The 18283-nt window shown below is 69.1% G+C and carries 14 protein-coding genes and 1 pseudogene; 9 read left to right on the top strand and 6 right to left on the bottom strand.

From position 1 onward, the window contains the following. Positions 1-129: 129 nt before the first annotated feature. From ACFW0G_RS29685 to ACFW0G_RS29665, 5 genes are all read right to left on the bottom strand, one after another. A complete protein-coding gene (locus ACFW0G_RS29685; protein ID WP_378328713.1) occupies positions 130-990 on the bottom strand; it encodes an ABC transporter ATP-binding protein in 861 nt (286 codons plus the stop codon). Positions 991-1008: 18 nt separating this feature from the next. Continuing rightward, on the bottom strand, positions 1009-1830 hold the full coding sequence (locus ACFW0G_RS29680) for an ABC transporter permease (protein ID WP_378328712.1): 822 nt from the start codon (positions 1828-1830) through the stop codon (positions 1009-1011). Further along, a complete protein-coding gene (locus ACFW0G_RS29675) occupies positions 1827-2597 on the bottom strand; it encodes an ABC transporter permease (RefSeq protein WP_378328711.1) in 771 nt (256 codons plus the stop codon). Before ACFW0G_RS29675 ends, ACFW0G_RS29680 begins: the two co-directional genes overlap by 4 nt. A gap of 1 nt (position 2598) precedes the next feature. Further along, a complete protein-coding gene (locus tag ACFW0G_RS29670; protein ID WP_378328710.1) occupies positions 2599-3615 on the bottom strand; it encodes an ABC transporter substrate-binding protein in 1017 nt (338 codons plus the stop codon). A gap of 505 nt (positions 3616-4120) precedes the next feature. Further along, on the bottom strand, positions 4121-5038 hold the full coding sequence (locus ACFW0G_RS29665) for an ABC transporter substrate-binding protein (protein WP_378328735.1): 918 nt from the start codon (positions 5036-5038) through the stop codon (positions 4121-4123). A gap of 971 nt (positions 5039-6009) precedes the next feature. Here ACFW0G_RS29665 and ACFW0G_RS29660 point away from each other — a divergent pair. The 9 genes from ACFW0G_RS29660 (at position 6010) to ACFW0G_RS29620 (ending at position 16281) form a co-directional block, all read left to right on the top strand. Next, positions 6010-8955, top strand: coding sequence for a nitrate- and nitrite sensing domain-containing protein (locus ACFW0G_RS29660; protein WP_378328709.1), 2946 nt, complete (start codon positions 6010-6012; stop codon positions 8953-8955). 14 nt (positions 8956-8969) lie between these two features. Beyond that, positions 8970-9425, top strand: a complete 456-nt coding sequence (locus ACFW0G_RS29655) for a roadblock/LC7 domain-containing protein (RefSeq protein WP_378328734.1) — start codon at positions 8970-8972, stop codon at positions 9423-9425. Between the two features lie 25 nt (positions 9426-9450). Then, positions 9451-10227 carry a DUF742 domain-containing protein gene (locus tag ACFW0G_RS29650; protein ID WP_378328708.1) on the top strand — a complete coding sequence of 259 codons (777 nt, stop codon included), beginning with the start codon at positions 9451-9453 and terminating at the stop codon, positions 10225-10227. Then, the gene (locus tag ACFW0G_RS29645) at positions 10208-10816 is read left to right on the top strand and encodes an ATP/GTP-binding protein (RefSeq protein ID WP_378328707.1); all 609 of its coding nucleotides are present in this window, start codon (positions 10208-10210) and stop codon (positions 10814-10816) included. Before ACFW0G_RS29650 ends, ACFW0G_RS29645 begins: the two co-directional genes overlap by 20 nt. Before the next feature lie 407 nt (positions 10817-11223). After that, positions 11224-11646, top strand: a complete 423-nt coding sequence (locus ACFW0G_RS29640) for a roadblock/LC7 domain-containing protein (protein WP_378328706.1) — start codon at positions 11224-11226, stop codon at positions 11644-11646. Between the two features lie 6 nt (positions 11647-11652). Continuing rightward, positions 11653-12408, top strand: a complete 756-nt coding sequence (locus tag ACFW0G_RS29635) for a DUF742 domain-containing protein (protein ID WP_378328705.1) — start codon at positions 11653-11655, stop codon at positions 12406-12408. 450 nt (positions 12409-12858) lie between these two features. Beyond that, positions 12859-14484 (top strand): glycosyltransferase family 4 protein, encoded by a 1626-nt coding sequence (locus tag ACFW0G_RS29630; protein ID WP_378328704.1) that lies wholly within the window; start codon positions 12859-12861, stop codon positions 14482-14484. Next, complete coding sequence (locus ACFW0G_RS29625) at positions 14481-15380, top strand: glycosyltransferase family 2 protein (RefSeq protein ID WP_378328703.1); 900 nt, start codon at positions 14481-14483, stop codon at positions 15378-15380. The genes ACFW0G_RS29630 and ACFW0G_RS29625 overlap by 4 nt, the downstream gene beginning before the upstream one ends. 49 nt (positions 15381-15429) lie before the next feature. After that, entirely contained in the window at positions 15430-16281 is an 852-nt protein-coding gene (locus ACFW0G_RS29620; RefSeq protein ID WP_378328702.1) for a class I SAM-dependent methyltransferase, read from the top strand. A gap of 158 nt (positions 16282-16439) precedes the next feature. On the opposite strand, the pseudogene ACFW0G_RS29615 reads toward ACFW0G_RS29620, so the two are convergent. Next, positions 16440-18283, bottom strand: a pseudogene (locus ACFW0G_RS29615) (helicase-associated domain-containing protein); the annotation flags it as partial.

Genomic DNA, 18283 nt, shown 5'->3' with positions numbered 1-18283 from the left:
GGCGGGGAGCGGGGTCTTGGGAAATCTGTGGATAGCCGACCCTGTTGTGGACAACTGCCGACGCGCCCCGAATGGGGAACTCGGGTGCGTGAGACCCACACTCGGGCACCCGAGTGTGGGACTCGCGGGTCAGGGGCGGTGGTGTGCGTTGTCGGGGGTGGCGGTGTGGGAGTCGGCGAGGTCCCATTCGGCGGCGTCCGACAACGCGGTGGCGGCTTCCGGAGCGCCGCCGTGCAGCAGGCGGGCGACCTCGCCGCGCAGGGTGACGAACTCCGCCGACTCCCGGGTGGTGATCTGGTCCCGCTCCGAGGGCAGGTCCACCGTCAGATCCGCGACGATCGACGCGGGGGACTTCGACAGCACCAGGACCCGGTCCGACAGGTAGACGCTCTCGTCGATGTCGTGGGTCACGACGAGCACCGTCGAGCCCTGCTCGCGCTGCACCCGCCGGGTCAGGTCCTCCAGCTCGAACCGCGTCTGCGCGTCCACCGAGGCGAACGGCTCGTCCATCAGCAGCAACGCCGGACGCCGCGCGAGCGCCCGCGCGATCGACACCCGCTGCTGCATCCCGCCCGAAAGCTGCCACGGGTACTTCTTCCCGACCCCGGCGAGACCGACCTGCTCCAGTGCCTCCTGCGCCGCCGCGCGCCGGTCGGCCTTGCTCATCGGCCGCCACCGCAAGGGAAACTCGACGTTCTTCGCCACCGAGAGCCACGGGAACAGCGATCGGCTGTAGTCCTGGAACACCACGGCGAGGTCGTCGGGAACGCCCGAAACCCGGTCGCCGTGCAAGGTGACGTCGCCGGACGTCGGCGCGGTGAGGCCGGCGATACAGCGCAGCAGCGTCGACTTACCGCAGCCGGACGGCCCGACGATACTGGCCAGCTGCCCCGATTCGACCGTGAAGGACAGGTTGCTGACCGCGATGTGCGCGGCGGCGCCGCTGCCGTACTGGTGGTTGAGGCCGGAGACCTCGAGCATGGTTGACATGGACTGTCCTCAATAGACCTATGGGCGAGTGGGCTGCCAGGCGAGTACCCGGCGTTCCACCGCGAGGAACGCCGCGTTGAAGCCGTAGCCGAGCAGGCCGAGCAGGACCAGCCACGACCACATGAGCGGGAAGTCGAACGTCTGCTGGGCGGTCAGCAGTGAATGGCCGATACCGAACGACGAGCCGACCAGTTCCGAGACCACCATCAGGAGCAACGAGATCGACAGACTGACCCGCAGGCCCGCGAAGATCTTCGGCGCGGCGGCGGGCAGGACCACCGAGGCGATCCAGTGGCCCCGCGGGGTCCGCATCGACCGCGCCGTGTCCACTTTGACCTGATCGACCGACCGGACTCCGTCGACGGTGTTGAGCAGCACCGGCCAGATCGCGCCGAAGACGATCGAGCCGGTCTGCATACCGGGCCCCAGTCCGAAGAGGATCGCGAACACCGGGATCAGCGCGGGCGGTGGCACGGAACGGAAGAACGCGAACAACGGGCCCACGTAGTCGATCGCGGTCCGCGAACGGCCGATGGCCGTGCCGAGCGCGATACCGAGGAGGCCCGCGCCCGCCCAGCCGCCGAGCGTCCTGGCGAGACTCGGGAACACGTTGTCGTACACCGCGTCCGTCAGGAACAGCTGCGACGCCGGTCCGGTGAACCACAGTTTCACCGCCGTCGTCACGATCTGGCTCGGCGGCGGGAAGAACGGGCTCGGTGCCAGCCGCGTCACCAGCTCCCACACCCCGACCAGCGCGATGAAGACCAGCCAGTTCCGGAGCAGCACCGAAACACCACGGCTGACGCGGTTTCCGACGCGCCAGGAGAAGGTGAGACTCATACCGTTGCCTCCCGATCCACCGTGCTCCATCGGAACAACCGTTTGCCGAGCTGTTCGAGCCCTTCGTTGATCAGGAAGCCGAACACTCCGGCGACGATCGTGCCCGCGATCACCAGATCGAACCGGGTGGCGCCGGTGCTGGACTGCAGGATGAAGTTCCCGATGCCGAGTTTCGTCCCGGCGAGGAACTCGGTGCTCACGATCGCGATCAGCGCGATCGTCGCGGACACCTTGACACCGGTGAACACGAACGGCGCGGTGTGCGGCAGCGCGACCGACGTCAGCGACCGGACGCGGCCGGTGCCGTACGCCTTGGCCGTTTCCATCAGCACCGGGTCGATCTCGCCGAGCGCGTAGATCGTGTTGAACATGATGGGCCACAAGGAGGCGTACACGCCGAGCGTGATCTTCGACTCCGGACCGCTGCCGATGACCAGCAGTACCAACGGAATCAGCGCGACCGCCGGGATCGGCCGGAGGAATTCGACGACCGCGGCGGTCGCCTGGCGCAGGCCGGGAACGCTGCCCAGCAGCAGCCCGGCGGGCACCGCGATGGCGACGGCGATGAGAACGGCGATCGCCCAGGCGAGCATCGTGGCGATGATGTCGCGCAGGAACGAGACGTCGCCGAGCAGGTTCGCCACGATACCCAGCTCGACGCTCGCCGGGGGCAGGAACGTCTGATCGACCAGGCCGATCCGGACGACGACCTCCCAGAGCAGGAAGAAGCCGACCAGACCGGCCAGGCCGCGGAGAAAACGTGTCACGTCAGTTGGAGACCTGCGGGGCGATCATCGGCGCGGCGTCGATCTTCGCGGGGATCGCGCCCATCTGCTGCATCAGGTCCGGGACCCGCTGGAGGCGGCGGGCATCCAAAGTGGACACGAACGTCGGCAGCGTGAGTAGTGCGGCGGTGTCCTGGTCGACCTTGGCGTACTTGACCGCCAGCGGCTCGATCTTCGCGCGGTCGGCCGCGTCCCGGGTCGCCTTCTGCATGGCGCGCTGGAAGGCGGCCAGCGTCTTCGGGCTGTCCGTTACGAACTTGCCGAGCGCGCCGTAGCCAGCCAGCGGGAAGTCCTGCGTCGCACCACTCGCGGCGTCGGCGAGCGGGACGGCGCCCGCCGTCTTCCCGGCCTGGGTGAGGAACGGCTCGGCGAGATACCCCGCGTCGATGTCGCCGTTCTTCAGCGCGGGCGCCACGTTCGACATCCCCATCTGGACCCAGTTGACCTTGTTCGGGTCGACGCCGTGGTCCTTGAGCACCGACCGGGTGAGCAGGTCGGACGCGGTGTTCTTGGCGGTGATCGCGACCTTCTTGCCCGCCAGGTCGGCGATGCCCTTCACCGAGGAGTTCGCCCCCGTGATGATTTCGTTGCTCTTCGGGCTGGCCGACACCGCGTCGGCGACCAGCCGGATGTCCGCGGTGTTCTTCGCCTTCGCGCTGAAGAACGGCTGGTAGCTGGAGAACGCGACGTCCGCTTCACCGCTGATCAGCTTGGTGAGCGAGGTCTGTCCATCCGGTACCTCAATGGTCTGGACATCGAGGCCCTCGGCCTTGAAGTAGCCACCGTCCACCGCGAGCCGCAGCGGCGTGGTGTCGATGACGGACATGACGGAAACCTTGATGGAGGACTTTTCCAGCCCGCCCGAACTTCCCCCCGACGTCGAGCCGTCCGAGCCACCGAGCAGGCCGCAGCCGCTCACGGTGGTCGCGACAAGGGCCGCCAGCGCAAAGTGGATAGTGCGGCGCCGCAGGGGCACGCCGTTGGTGGCGGATGTGAACAAGGTCAGCTCCTTGCAGATGTCACGGTGTGGATGGGTTTGTAGCGCTGCACGTTCGGCCGTTCACCTGCTCCTGCGAGCACCCCGAGGGCATCCCGAGTCGGACGTGGGTCTGTGTTCTCGTCGCTCTTGTGTACACCGTCGATCTTGTGCACACCACGGTAAGCGTTTCGTTTTTCGATCGGTCGGCAGATTCTCCGGTCGTCCCTAGCATGCCGCGTCGCGGGCGACGCGCGGTCTCCGGGGCCCCGGAAACGGACATACCCGGCGAGTTTCGGTCCGTGAGGGCGTGCGCCCGCGCCGGCTCGGCGGCGTCGACATTAGACACTCCGTGGGCGGATTGTGCCGGTCTCGTGACCAAAAGCTCACCAGGTACGTAGTGGTTCAGACCTTTCGCCGGAAAGAAACCGCTTTCTCGGGCGGAGCCGCGACCGCCCGCGCCGCGCGGCGCCGGGCCGGAGAGCCGGTGCCGCACCGGGATGGCCGCGCGGAGTCTTTCTGGCATGGGTCAGCCGTTCACCTGGGGGACGATCATCGGGGCGGCGTCGACCTTGGTGGTGATGGCGCCCATCTGGAGCATGAGGTCGGGGACGCGCTGGATGCGTCGTGCGTCCAATGTGGACTGGAAGGTGAGGAGCGTGGTGAGGGCGGCGGTGTCCTGGTCGACCTTGGCGTATTTCACCATGAGGGGCTCGATCTTGGCGCGGTCGGCCGAATCGCGGGTGGCCTTGAGCATGGCGCGCTGGAAGGCGGCGACGGTCCTGGGACTCTCGGTGGTGAACCTGCCGAGCGCGCCGTAGCCGGCGGTGGGGAAGTCCTGGGTGGACCCGGTGGCGGTGTCGACCACGGGGACGGAGCCGACGGCCCTCGCGGACTGGGTGATGAACGGTTCGGTGAGGAACGCGGCGTCGATGTCGCCGTTCTTCAGCGACGCGGCCACGTTGGGTAGCGGAACCGGACGCCATTCGACGTGGGAGAAGTCGACGCCGTGGTCCTTCATGACCGATTTGGTGAGGGTGTCGGACATGGTGTTGGGGGCGGTGATGCCGATCTTCTTGCCCGCGAGGTCGAGGACGCTCCTGACCTGGGAGTTCGGTAGCGCGACGACGGCGGTGCTCTTGGGGGCGGCCGAGGAGGCGTCGGCGACGAGGCGGATGTCGGCGGTGTTCTTGCTCTTGGCGGCGAAGAACGGGGTGTAGCTGGAGTAGCTGATGTCGACCTCGCCACCGATGAGCTTGGTCAGCGCCGCCTGGCCGGTGGGGGCTTCGGTGGCTTCGACGGTGAGGCCCTCGTTCTTGAAGTAGCCGGCGTCCTGGGCCAGGCGGAAGGGGGCGGTGTCGATGGTCGACATGATCGCGACCTTGAGGTTCGGTTTCTCGAGGCCGCCGGATCCGGCGGTGGAGGCGCTGTCCGAGCCGCCGAGCATGCCGCAGCCGCTCAGGGAGGCGGCCGTCGCCACGGTGAGCGCTACGCCGAGCGCGGTGCGTAGCCCGCGGCGGCCGCTGTTGCCCGTGCCGAGTCCAAACAAGGCATGCCCCCTGGGAGGAGTTCTCGATGGCTGAACCGGTGTGAACGAAGAGGCGTGTCAATCCGTGGAGAAGACACGCGGGCCACTGTAGAGAACGTGACCGCTTGCTCACAATGGGTCTATTTCGAAGAAAACCAAAGTGGCCTAGCTCACCCGTTCGGCTCCTTGCGGAGGACTCTTGCGCCACATGCAGTAGTCGTTAACCCTGCGTATAGCGTCATGATCACATCCAGCGATGTCCGGTTCGCTGTCCGATTGTCAGGCTCGTCCTCCCCGCTTTCGGGAGGGTTACATCTTGCCCGGTCGTTCGCTACCCTCTGCACCTACGGTGATGTGCTGACCACCAATGTAGTGAGAGAGAGTGCCTGGATGGCCGATCAAGTCGAGCCTCTTCTGCGGTGGGCAGTACCTTCAGCCTGGCCGGGCAGAGCCGCCGCGCTGGTGGGTTAGGCCGTCGGATCGAATGAGAACCAGTGCAGGGACCGGTAACCAATGCTCGAACTGAACCGATGCCGCTCGAGGGAGCGGGGTTCAGCCACTGCGTTGTCGTGTTCTCGGCGGGAGGCAGTACCAGGAACTGGTGGGGATATCGATCTATTCCCCCATTCGGGTAACCTCACGCGCTGGAATCCCGCCACCGGGACGGTGTTCCGCTGGCCGGGAGCGTGCGGTTAGAAGTGGTCGAAGACAACACGGGGCGCCCGGGAACTTCGGGGCGTCGGAACGAACAGGGCTTTACCAGCCCGGACGACAATGGTGGTGCGGCGGTGCCGAACGTAGACACCGCGGGGGTAGGAGGGACCCCTGCGCAGACTCACGGGACGGATCCGGAAGCGGACCCGTCCCGGCGAACCGGGATCTTCACCGGTATGCGCAACTGGCGGCTGCGCTCGAAGCTCGCCGCCATCCTCATCATCCCCACTCTCACCGCACTGGTGCTCGGCGCGCTGCGGGTCGTCGACGACGCCAAGCAGGCGAGCCAGTTCCAGCGCACCGCCGACCAGGTCGCCTTCGCCGTCAAGATCACCACGGTGGTGCACGAGCTGCAGAGCGAACGCGCACTCGCGGTCACCCGCCTCGCCTCCGGTGACGCGCTCCGCCAGACCGGCCTCGACGCGCAGGTTTCCCGGGTCGACCGCGTCGTCGACGACCTGCGGACCTCGGCCACCTCGCTCAACACCGACGACCAGGACACCAGCGACCGGTACTCGCGGGGGCTCCAGCGGCTCGACGCGCTGCGCCCGCTGCGCGCGGCGATCAGCACGTCCTCCTTCTCCGATCTGATGGTGTTCAACACCTACACCTCGATCCTCGACTCGCTGATCCAGCTCGGCCGCGAGGTCACCACCGCGGTCACCGACCGCGACGTGCTCCGGCTCGGCACGAGCACGCAGGCGATCAGCGAGGCCAAGGAGTTCATCTCCCGCGCCGACGCCGCCTTCGAGGTCGCCGCCTTCCGCAACGCCTTCCCCGGCGACCTGCTGGACCAGACCCGCGCCGCGGCGGCGTCCGGTGACGCCGCGATCGCGTCGTTCCTCGCGAACTCCACCGAAGACCAGCGGCAGCTCTACTCCGACACCGTCTCCGGCCCCGAGGTCGACGACCGGCGCCGGATCCAGACCGCCGCGTTCGCCTTCGCCCAGCAGGGCCAGGCACCGAACATCGACGGCGCGCTGCTCGACAAGGACAGCCGTGTCGCGGCGGAGAAGCTCCGCGCGGTGGAGAGCAACCTGCTCGCCCAGCTGCGGACCCGTGCCGACGACCTGGCCAGCGCGGCGATCAGCTCGGCGTGGATCAACAGCGCGATCGTGCTCGCCGCGCTCATCGCGGCACTGGTGCTGATGCTGCTGGTCGCGCGCCTGATGCTGCGTCCGCTGCGGATCCTGCGGAAGAACGCGCTGGACGTCGCCTACACCCGGCTGCCGGCCACCGTGCAGGCGATCCTCGACGATCCCGACCCGATCAACGCCTCGAAGAAGGCCGTCGATCCGGTGCCGGTCACTTCTCGTGACGAGATCGGCGAGGTGGCGCGCTCCTTCGACGTCGTCCACGAGCAGGCCGTCAAGATGGCCGCCGAACAGGCGCTGTTGCGGGAGAACGTCAACGGCATCTTCGTGAACCTCTCCCGGCGTTCGCAGCGGCTGGTGGAACGCCAGCTCGGCGTGATCGACCGGCTCGAGGCCGACGAGCAGGACCCGGACCATCTGGCCAGCCTGTTCGAGCTCGACCACCTCGCGACCCGGTTGCGCCGCAACGGTGAATCGCTGCTGGTGCTCTCCGGTGCCGGGCTGGCGAAGTCGGTGCCCAAGCCGGTGCCCGCCGCCGACGTCATCGGCGCCGCGGTGTCGGAGATCGAGCAGTACGCCCGCATCGAGGTCGGCATCGTGCCCGACGTCGCGGTGCAGGGGCTGGCGATCCACGACCTCGTGCATGTGCTCGCCGAGCTGCTGGACAACGCGACCTACTTCTCCGAGCCGGAGACCAAGGTCATCGTGCGGGCCGTGGTCACCAGGAAGAAGGCGCTCGCCATCCAGGTCACCGACCACGGCGTCGGGATGGCCGAGGACCGGCTCGCCGAGATCAACCAGCGCCTGGCCGACCCGCCGGACCTGGACGTCTCGGTGACCCGCCGGATGGGCCTGTACGTGGTCGCGCGGCTGGCGCAGCGCCACGGCATCGAGGTCCGGCTGCGCGAGAACGAGGACATCGAGGGCGGCGTGATCGCCCGCGTCGTGGTGCCCGCCGAGCTGCTCACGCAGATCCGGCAGGCCCCGCCGCGGCACACCCCGCCGCCCGCCAACCGGTCCGAGACGTCCTATCCGGGCATTCCGCCGCTTGAACGGCCTACGGAGATCACCCCGCCGCCGCCGTCGGCTGCGCTGCAGGCGCCACCGCCGCCGGTCTCCCCGCCGCAGCCCGCGGCCACGCCGAGTGGTGGCCTTGTGCCGCTGGACCAGCCGATCAGCCTCGACGACCTCGTCGCGGGGAACAGCGCGGCCGGGCCGTTCACGAATGCGGCAGGCCCGTTCACGAACGCGGCGGGTCCGTTCACGAGTTCCGGATCCTCGTCGGAGGAGACGCCGGCGTGGCCGACCGCGGACGATCTCGCCGGGCCCGCGAACGGCGAAGGTGCGAGCCTGGCCGAGACGCGCTTCTCGCCGCTGGTGCTGCCGAAGCGCGAGCCGACCTACGTCGCGCCGGAGGAGCGGAAGCCCGCCGACAACCTGCCCGAGACCGACGACGCCGCCGCTCTCGAGGACGATGTACCCACCCGGCGGCTGCCCATCTACCAGTCGGTGCTGTCACGCTGGTTCAGTGAGAGCGACGAGAACGGGGCCGCCGACGAACTCGGCGCCTCGTCCGGAGCCGACGCCCCTGAACCCGCGGCCGACCCGGTTGCCGTACAGGAAGAACCGAGCCCGATCGAGGAGGAGCCGAGCCAGGCGAGCGAAACGCTCTTGCCGCCGGCCGACGACGGGTGGCACAGCGCGTCCGACGAAGGCTGGAACGCGGCACAGTCGTTGCTCGAAGCGAAGGGCGAGGAGATCACCCCGGCCGGGCTGCCCAAGCGCATCCCGAACGCCTACCTCGTCCCCGGTTCGATCGAGCCCGCCCCGCCCGCCGAACCGGCGGTTTCGCTGGCCGACACGACCGTCGGCCTGCCGGGTGCGGGCGCGATCACCCGCTCGGCGACAGCGGCGCGGAGCAGGATGGCAAGCTTCCAACGTGGATACACATCGGGTAGGCACGCATTGAAGGATCGGGCGAGTGGCGTGCCGGGTTCGGCCGAGGACAGCAGTGAGGAGTCAAGGTGACACGGGCGGGTGCGATGCAGCCGGGTGGCGGTTCGGCACAGCCGAGCGGTCAGACGGGCAAGGGCAGTGCCGGCAGTTTCGCCTGGCTGATCACGGATTTCGTGCACCGGGTGCCGGGGGCGGCCCATGCCGTCGTGGTGTCCGCGGACGGTCTGCTGCTGGCGGCCTCGCGGGGACTGCCGAAGGACAGGGCCGATCAGCTCGCGGCGGTCGCCTCGGGGCTGACCAGCCTCGCGCGCGGCGCGGCGAAGGTGTTCGAGGGCGGCGCCGTCGCGCAGACGGTCGTCGAGATGGCGAACGGCTTCCTGTTCCTCATGTCGGTGTCGGATGGTTCCTGCCTCGCGGTGCTGGGTTCACCGGAGAGCGACATCGGTCTGGTCGTCTACGAGATGACGCTGCTCGTCGAGCGGGTCGGGCAGCAGCTGACACCGGAGATGCGAGCGCAACTGCAGGGCGCGGCGAGGCGCTGACGGCCGGGGAACCGAGGAGAATGTCGTGGATGACGGACGCTTGAGGGGCGATGGCCGGCTCGGTGACGACTTCTCGGGCAACTGGGCGGAGCGCGGCGGTGAGGACGGCCGGGAGGACTGGAAGTCGTTCCGGGAGCGGGTCGACCGCGAATGGCGGGCGCGGCGGAGCGGCGGCGGGGCCGGCGAGTCCGAGCTGTCCGCCGAGGAACCGCCGCGGTTGACCGACAACTACGCCGCGAACGATCCCGACCTGCACGTGCCTGGCAACCGTGAGCGGCTGTTCGGCGGCCCGAGCTCCGAGCTGTTCGGCGGCGTGAGCGGGCCGCTGTACACCACCGGGGAACTGGCGGCGTACAGCGCGAGCCGGGACATGTCGCAGGGGCCGAATTCCGAGGAGCTGGCCGCCGCGCTGCCGCAGCAGGCGCAGAACGAGTACGTCGACGAGCAGTTCGAGGAAACCCAGTCCTCCGGCCTTGTCCGGCCGTACTTCCGGACTAGGGGCCGGACCCGGCCGACGTACGACCTGGCCATCGAAGCACTGGTTTCGACCAGTGAACACGGGCGCGTGCTCGACCGCGTGCGCGTGCCCGAACACCGGTCGATCTGCGACCTGTGCCTCGACACCCGCTCGGTCGCGGAGGTGGCGGCGCTGCTGCGCCTGCCGCTCGGCGTCGTCCGGGTCCTGATTGGTGACGTGGCGGGTCTGGGCCTGGTGCTGGTACACACCAGCGGCGCGGCCGTCGGTGACCGCCCGAGTATCGAGTTCATGGAAAGGGTGCTCAGTGGGCTTCGGAGAATTTGACTCCGACGCGAATGCGCCGCAGGTGACCGGTCCGACATCGTCGGCCAAGATCGTGGTGGCCGGCGGATTCGGATCGGGGAAGACGACACTGGTCGGGGCGATCTCGGAGATCGACCCGTTGACCACCGAGGCCATGATGACCGAGGCGAGTGTCGGGCACGACGACGTCACGGCCACCCCGAACAAGACGACCACCACGGTCGCCATGGACTTCGGCCGGATCTCGCTGGACTCGGACCTGGTGCTGTACGTGTTCGGCACGCCGGGCCAGCACCGGTTCTGGTTCATGTGGGACGACCTCGCGGTGGGTGCCATCGGGGCCGTCGTGCTGGTGGACACCCGGCGGCTCGCCGACGCGTTCCCCTCGATCGACTTCTTCGAGAACCGGAAGCTGCCGTACGTGGTCGCGATCAACTGCTTCGACCGCTTGCTGCATCACCAGATCGAGGACGTCCGGCACGCGCTCACCATCGCGCCGTCGGTGCCGATCATGGCCTGTGACGCACGGGAGCGGGAATCGGCCAAGCAGGTGTTGATCTCGGTCGTGCAGCACGCGATCGCACACGATACGGCGCTGCGGGCGGGATAAGGGCGGAAATGGGAGAAGCGGATGCGGCCGTTGGGGTGAACTCGGCGTGCTTCACCCGCTTCGGGGAGTGGTGCCGCCGACCGGAGGATGGAAAGGGCCTTCCCCTTCGGTACGGTCGGGGCCGGAACTGCCCGATCAGGCGATCGGTAACGCGGTTGACCTGCACGGACAGGTCGTCGCGGCACGGTTGTCGTTACCACCATGGAGTGACCCACGGATGCGTGGTTCGGCATGTGTCGGCGCAATCCGCGTCCAGTCGCGCACGTACCGTGCCGAAGACGTCCATAATGACGGACTCGACACTCTTGGCGGGCCGAATACGCTGGGAGCAAGCGTCTTCGGCACGTGTCCGCGGGCGCTTCGCTCGTGATGGGCACACGCGTCCGCGACAACAGCTTGGAGGGGCAGTGACGGCTTCCGGCCAGCAGCAGGGCACTTTCGGCTGGCTCATCACGGATTTCGTGCGCCGGGTACCCGGCGCCGCGCATGCCGTGCTGGTCTCGGCCGACGGCCTGCTCCTCGCGCCGTCCGAGGGACTCCCGCAGGAACGCGCCGAGCAGCTCTCCGCGGTGGCCTCCGGGCTGATCAGTCTCACCCAGGGCGCGGCGCGCTGCTTCGAGGCCGGTGGCGTGAACCAGACCGTGGTCGAGATGGAGCGGGGCTACCTGTTCCTGATGTCCGTCGCGGACGGTTCGTCGCTGGCGGTGCTCGCCGCGCCGACGTGCGACATCGGCACGGTGGCCTACGAGATGACGTTGCTCGTGGAGCGGGTCGGCCAGCAGATCACCCCGGAACTGCGCGCACAGCTGCAGGGCGGCGTACGTGGGTAGCGTGCGATGAGGATCACCGGTTTCGAAGACCCGGACACCAGCGGCTGGGAGTCGCTGCACCGGGGCACCGAGCGGGAAGGCATCGACTCACCGAGCCGCTTCGACATGAGCACGCTGGCGATGCGTGTCGTGCCGAAACGCCAGCCGCCCCCGCCACCCCCTCCGCGCCCGCGTCCCGAGCAGGCGAGGCATGCCGATTCCGACGTCCGCGGGTGGGCGTCGGGAACCCTTGAGGTCGAACCGCGACCGGTGGCCGAACCCGTGCACGCTCCCGAGTGGGCGGCCGCGGGCAGGCACTCCGCCGCCGCGCCGGTCCCCGCCGAACCCGCGTGGGATCCGGCCGATGGCTGGCAGGGCGCCCCGGTGCCCGCGCCCGGCCCGCTCGTCGCGGTCCCGCCGCCTGCCGAGTCCCCGGTGCTTCCCTCCGGCTCGCGCGTACGCCCGTACACACGAACCGGCGGGCGGACCCACTCGGACCACAACCTCGCCCTCGAAGCGCTGGTTTCCACCAGTGAGGACGGGCGGCGCTACCGCGGCGTGCGGTCCGTCGAACACCGCCGGATCTGTGATCTGTGCCTGGACACCCGCTCCGTAGCGGAGATCGCGGCGCATCTGCGGCTGCCGCTCGGCGTGGTGAAGGTGCTCGTCGGCGACATGTCGGACGTCGGCCTGGTGCTGATCCACCAGACCGAACTGGTGCTGGGCGACCGGTCGTCGCGCGAGTTCATGGAGCGTGTCCTCGCCGGACTCCGCGCCCTGTAGGTACTTCCCGGCCTCGCTCGCGTGCGGAGGTGCCGGGGTGGGTTCACCCGGTGTCGTGCGGGCACGTTTTCGTGAAATCGTCCGATCCCGCTCCTTCGTTACAGGTTTCCGGCGACCGGTGACAACTGTCATGTCTTTTCCGGGTATTCGGGCAACAGTTGTTCACAAATGGTCACGACGTGATTTCTTCACTCGTGCGAAGGCAACCTCGGGCCGGTTTTCACATCCTGCGAGCCGGGCCGGGCGGCGAGAGTGGGCGCGCAGAGTTGGCGGGGCCTGGCGGAAAGCGCTTCCTCGCATCCGATAGAGTGAATGTCCGCGCCGCCGATAGTGGTGAGTTCGGTACTTCCTGAAAGGCCGTCGGGGGATTCATTTCCGGCCTCGCGGGAACTGTGAATTTTTCCAGGGGTTAGAGGTCATCGTAATGGATGCTGGCTGATGGGGGTTGGCGTGAGAACCGGTTCGCCCGCTCGGACATTCGAGCTGATCGAGGATCGTGGTATCGGTTTGGACGAGGCGGGCGGCCTCGACGAACGTGAGCGCAGGCTGCTGATCGGCGCCGCGAACTACCACGCGCTGGTGCGGCGTGGTGCGACACTCCGGCTGACCGTGGTGCGTGCCCCGCACGGCGGGCACCCGTCGCTCACCGACGACCGGTGCCTGCACATCGGCTGGACCGAGGACAGGGAGCCGGTCGGCTCGGTCGTCGTGCGCAGCCTCGTCCCGCCGACGGGCGAGGCGCCGGGCGGGATGCTCGACCTCGTCATCGACGTCGGCGGAAAGCCCGAGCTGCAGAACACCTACAGCCAGCTCACGGGCCCGGTCGGCAGGGCGAGGAAGGCCTTCCGGTCGCGGATCCCGTTCCAGTACGACTTCCTGCGTCAGCTGCGTACCGACGTCGTCGAGCGCCGGCTCCGCGAACGGCAGCTTCCGCGCCGCGCGCCGGTCAGCGGTGCCCACGGGTACCAGCGCCCGGCGACGGAGGCCCGGCGGGCCATCCTGTTCGGACTGCACTGGCTGGAGCTCGGCGGTGCCGAGAGATGGGCGCTGGATTGCATCCAGCTCGCCAAGGAACACGGCTTCACCCCCATCGTCGTCACCGACCGCGCGTCGAACCACCCGTGGATCACCCGCCCCGAGTTCGACGGCGTGGTCGTCATCCCGCTCAGCCACCCGCTGACGCACGGCACCGACTCGGCGCTGTTCGACGGTCTCTTCTCCGCCTTCGACATCCGCGGCATCCACGTGCACCACAACACCTGGCTGTACGACCGGCTGCCGTGGGTCAAGTCCGTGTGGCCCGACGTCCCGGTCGTCGACTCGCAGCACGTGCTGGAGTGGCGGACCGGCGGATTCGTCGACCACGCCGTGCGGGTCTCGGCGATGATCGACACGCACCACGTGATCTCCCCGCAACTGCGCGACTATCTCGTCCACCGCCAGGGCATTCCCGCCGAGAAGGTCATACTGGCCACGCTCGCGGGCACCACCACGGCGGGCATCACCCCGGACGCACCCGGCGGGGCGAAGCCTGGCCCGTTCACCGTGACCTACATCGGCCGGTTCCACCAGCAGAAGCGGCCCTACATCTTCCTCAAGCTCGCCGCCGAGCTGCGCTCGTCCGCGCCCGGCGCGGTGCGGTTCATCATGCACGGCGAGGGCGAACTGGCCGACGAGGTGCACAGCCTGCGCTCCCGGCTCGGGCTCGCCGACCTCGTCGAGGTCCGTGGCCCCGACGTCCCGGTCGCGAAGACGCTCGCGGAAACCGACGTCCTGGTCGTCACCTCGGAGAACGAAGGCCTGACGCTCACCACGTTCGAGGCCACCGCCGCCGGCGTCCCGGTCGTCTCCGCCGACGTCGGCTCGCAGGCATCGCTGGTCACCGACGACCTGCTGTGCCCGAGGCATCCCTATCCCTTCGTCCGGCAGGCCGCCGCGCGGATCCGGACCATGATGTCGCAGCCGGAACAGCGTAAGCACTGGTTCGAAGAGCAGGCCGGGAAGAGCGCGGCCTTCGCGAAACTGCCGCGGGCGAAGGCCTGGGCCGATGAGCTGTACCGAGGATGGTCGTCGTGAACAAGGTCGCCGCAATCGTCGTCACCTACAACCGCAAGGACAAGCTGGGCACGGTCCTCGACCACGTCCTGGCCCAGACGCTCGCCCCGGAATGGGTTGTCGTCGTGGACAACGCCTCGACCGACGGCACCGACGAGCTGCTCGCTTCGTACCGGACCGACCCGCGGGTCATCGTGCAGCGCCTGGCCGAGAACACCGGTGGCGCGGGCGGGTTCGCGGCCGGGATGTCCAAGGCGTACGAGCTGGGCGCCGACTTCCTCTGGATCATGGACGACGACTGCTACCCCAATCCGGACGCGCTGGAGGAGCTGGTCAACGGCCTCGGCAAGGCCGAGCAGACCCTCGGCCACCAGATGCCGTTCGCGTGCTCGGTGGTGAAGTGGACCGACGGTGGCATCTGCGAGATGAACAACCCCGGCACGACCTGGGACTGGGGGCGGCTGCTTTCGCTGGGCCAGCAGGCGGTGCTGGTCAGCCACTGCTCGTTCGTGTCGGTGCTGATCCCGCGGTGGACGGTGGCCCGCTTCGGGCTGCCGCTCACGGACTACTTCATCTGGTTCGACGACATGGAGTACACCCTCCGCGTCACCAAGGCGGCGCCGGGCCTGCAGGTACTCACCAGTGTCGTCGTCCATGACCTGCCGGCGAATCTCGGCGTGAACTTCGGGCAGATCAACGACAAGAACGTCTGGAAGTACGAGTACGGCGCCCGCAACGAGGCCTCGTACCGCCTGCACCACGAGAGTCCGTTCGCCTTCGCGGGCTTCGCCTACCGCGTTCTCCACGGGATGGCCATGGGGAAGGTTCCCAAGTCGCTGCGGCTGCGTATCGTGAAGAGCCTGCTGCGCGGCGTTCCGTTCAACCCGAGGCCGCGCTTCCCGCGCTCCGTGCTCTGAGCGCCCGGAGCGTTGCCGCCCCAGGAGAACCGGAACGAGACGAGACGACATGTACCACGGCATCGGCAGGGCGCTGCGTGCCACCCGGTTGCGGAAGTCCTTGCGGGACAAGCTTTCCCGCGTGGTCGACGAGGCGGTGTCCCGGCATTTCGCCGGGCACGCCGCACGGCTGGACGCCCTCGGCCGCGAGATCGCCGAACTACGCCGGGAACTGGCGGGCGAGGTCCGTGGCCAGGGCGACCGGCTCGTCGAGCACGCGAGCCAGGTGGAACACCGGGCCCGCCGTGACCTGCTGTTCGCCGGGGAGGCCGAGGCCGCACGGCGCAGCGCCGCGTTCGTGCGGGAGCAGCTGGCGAACGCGCGGTCGTTCCCGGAGCCGCACCGGACGCTGGAACACGCGCTGACCCTTGCCCCGCAAGGAGGAATGGCGCTGGAGTTCGGTGTCTACTCCGGGACGACGCTGAAGATCATCGCCGACGCGCGCGCCGGCGAACGGGTCTACGGCTTCGACTCCTTCGAGGGGCTGCCGGAGACCTGGCGATCGGGTTTCCCCGCCGGAACGTTCGATGTGGACAGTCTCCCGGACGTCCCCGGCAGCGAGCTGGTCGTCGGCTGGTTCGACGAAGTCCTGCCAGGATTCCTCGACACCCACCCCGGCCCGGTCGATTTCCTGCACGTCGACTGCGATCTCTACTCATCGACGAAGACCGTCCTCGACCTCGTCGGGCCGCGCCTGCGTCCTGGGTCGGTCGTGATCTTCGACGAGTACTTCAACTACCCGGGCTGGCCGGATCACGAGCACCGCGCGTGGCAGGAGTACGTCGAGCGGACCGGGCTGCGGTTCGAGTACGAGGCGTACACCATCGACCACGAGCAGGTCGTCGTGAAGGTGACCGGCTGATTGCTCCGAAGGGGTACTTCAGCGCTGGGCACCACGAAAGTTCCCTTCGTGGTCCCGAAATTCGCCAAGGCTCCCAGCCGGGCCGACACGCCATGCGCCCCAATGTGGCGTTGGTTGCGTCCAACGCACCCAACGCCACATTGGGGCGTTTCGGCCCGCTACTCCTCGACCAGCGCTGCCGAGGTGATGCGGTGCAACGGATATCGCTCGTTGTCCGACCCTTCCAGGACTCCGCTGCCGACGCGGATCGGCCGCACGACGCGCTGGCTCGCCGTGCCTCGCGAGTCGACGAAGCCGATCCAGACTTCGCGGCGTTCCAGCGTGGCCCGTGAAAGCAGTTCCAACGTCGCCGAGGTGTCCGCGCCGCCGCCGACCGGGGCGCGCACGGCGGCGCCGCGGCGACGTGCGGAGGCGGCGTCGCCCGCGCGCAGGTTCGAAACGATCCGCTCGGCTTGCTCGTCGGTCAGCACGGCCTGCTCCCCGGTGCCCCGCCGCGCGGCGCGGGCCTTGGCTGGCAGGCGCCTGCCGCCGTGTCGGAGGTCGAGGACCCGGCCGTCGGGGCCTTCGGCGGCGGGAGCGAAACCCGCGGCACGCAGGCCGTCGATGACCTCGGCCAGCGGGACCGGGCTGATCAGTACGGTCGGAGCGATCATCCGCAGGTCGTATTCCGCGGCGACCGGGCTCGCCAGCACCTCCGCGAGCAGTGCTTCGTCGTCGCAGCGCAGGAACGAACCGGCGGCCCCGCCACGCAGGCGGCCGTGCCGCCGGGCGACGTCGTCGACGAGGTAACTCAGCGCCTGCGGCACCGGAGTCGCCGACTTCGCGCGGAACAGCGCGTGCAGTTCGTCCGCGGTGCGGCCGGTGTCGAGTGCGCGGCGCACCGACGTCTCGGTGATGCGGTAGACCGTCGCGTGCCCGGCGGATTCGACGTCGGCGACCGCGGCCATCTCGGCGGCCAGCTCGGGTTCCAGCGGTCCGGGCGCGACCACCGTCAGATCCGCCTGGACCAGCACGTGATCCACCGGCGCGGGCAGCGCGTCGAGGATCTTCTCCACCGCTCGTGGACGGTCTTCGTCGAGCAGGGCCCGTGCCGCACTGGTGAGTGCGCCGAGGCCGACGAGGCCCAGCGAGGTGGCCTCCGCCATCGTCCAGCGCACGGTTTCGTCGCGCAGCCGCCCGCCCCGGCGCGGTGCGCGCCAGGCCAGGACCGAGACGAGTTCGTCGGTGCTCTTCACCCCGGCGCCCTCGGGCAGCTCCGCCAGCGCGGCGAGCACACGCCGTCGCGCGACCGGCGCGAGCGGACGCCGCAGTTCCTCCGACAGCGGCGCGATCGGCTTGTCCTTCGCGTCCCGCCCGCCCGCGAGCCCCGGCAGCCTCGGCAGTTCCAGCCACGCTTGCGTCAGGGTGATCCAGCGCTGCGCCGTCGGCGAGGCCAGCCACGAGTCCATGAGCGTCGTCGGCACCCACTCCGGCGTGGCCGCTTCGCTGTCGGCGACCAGCCCGGCACCGACGGCGAGTTCGGCCAGCAACGTGGCGTGTGCCTCCTCGACCTCCAGATCCTTGGCGAGTTTCCGCAGTTCACGCACGCCGAGACCGCCGGATTTCAGCACCGGCGGCGGCTGCTCGGCCCACGACGTCAGCAACGCCTCGGTGTGCCGGAGCAGTTCCATCGCCTCGCCGGCCGCCGTCTTGTCCACTGTGGACGTCTGATGTGGATGGACCGGCAGGTCCGGTTCGGACAGTGAGGTCTCGGGGAAGACCACGCCGCCGCGAAGAGCCACGCCGAGTTCGCGCGGCAGCTCGACGGTCTGATCGTCCCGCCGCAGCAACAGCCCGCGCGCGAGGAGCCGCTGCACCGGGGTTTCCGCGCGCGCCAAGGGGATGTCGAGGCCGGCGTCGCGGGTCCGGCAGCCGACGCTGCCCAGCGTGAACGTCGAGGTGGTCGCGGGCTCATAAGACCCGGCGGGGGCGGGCAGCGGGTGGGCGGGGGAGGCCGCCGGGG

Source organism: Amycolatopsis sp. NPDC058986, from assembly GCF_042741125.1.
GTDB lineage: Bacteria > Actinomycetota > Actinomycetes > Mycobacteriales > Pseudonocardiaceae > Amycolatopsis.
Note: the sequence above shows the minus strand (reverse complement) of the source record. Positions and strands in the feature narration are given on the sequence as shown.

Coding starts and splice junctions, on each gene's coding strand:
- ACFW0G_RS29620 (WP_378328702.1), top strand. CDS start 15,430: ATGTACCACGGCATCGGCAGGGCGCTGCGTGCCACCCGGTTGCGGAAG.
- ACFW0G_RS29665 (WP_378328735.1), bottom strand. CDS start 5,038: ATGCTCGGCGGCTCGGACAGCGCCTCCACCGCCGGATCCGGCGGCCTC.
- ACFW0G_RS29655 (WP_378328734.1), top strand. CDS start 8,970: ATGCAGCCGGGTGGCGGTTCGGCACAGCCGAGCGGTCAGACGGGCAAG.
- ACFW0G_RS29680 (WP_378328712.1), bottom strand. CDS start 1,830: ATGAGTCTCACCTTCTCCTGGCGCGTCGGAAACCGCGTCAGCCGTGGT.
- ACFW0G_RS29635 (WP_378328705.1), top strand. CDS start 11,653: ATGAGGATCACCGGTTTCGAAGACCCGGACACCAGCGGCTGGGAGTCG.
- ACFW0G_RS29660 (WP_378328709.1), top strand. CDS start 6,010: ATGCGCAACTGGCGGCTGCGCTCGAAGCTCGCCGCCATCCTCATCATC.
- ACFW0G_RS29685 (WP_378328713.1), bottom strand. CDS start 990: ATGTCAACCATGCTCGAGGTCTCCGGCCTCAACCACCAGTACGGCAGC.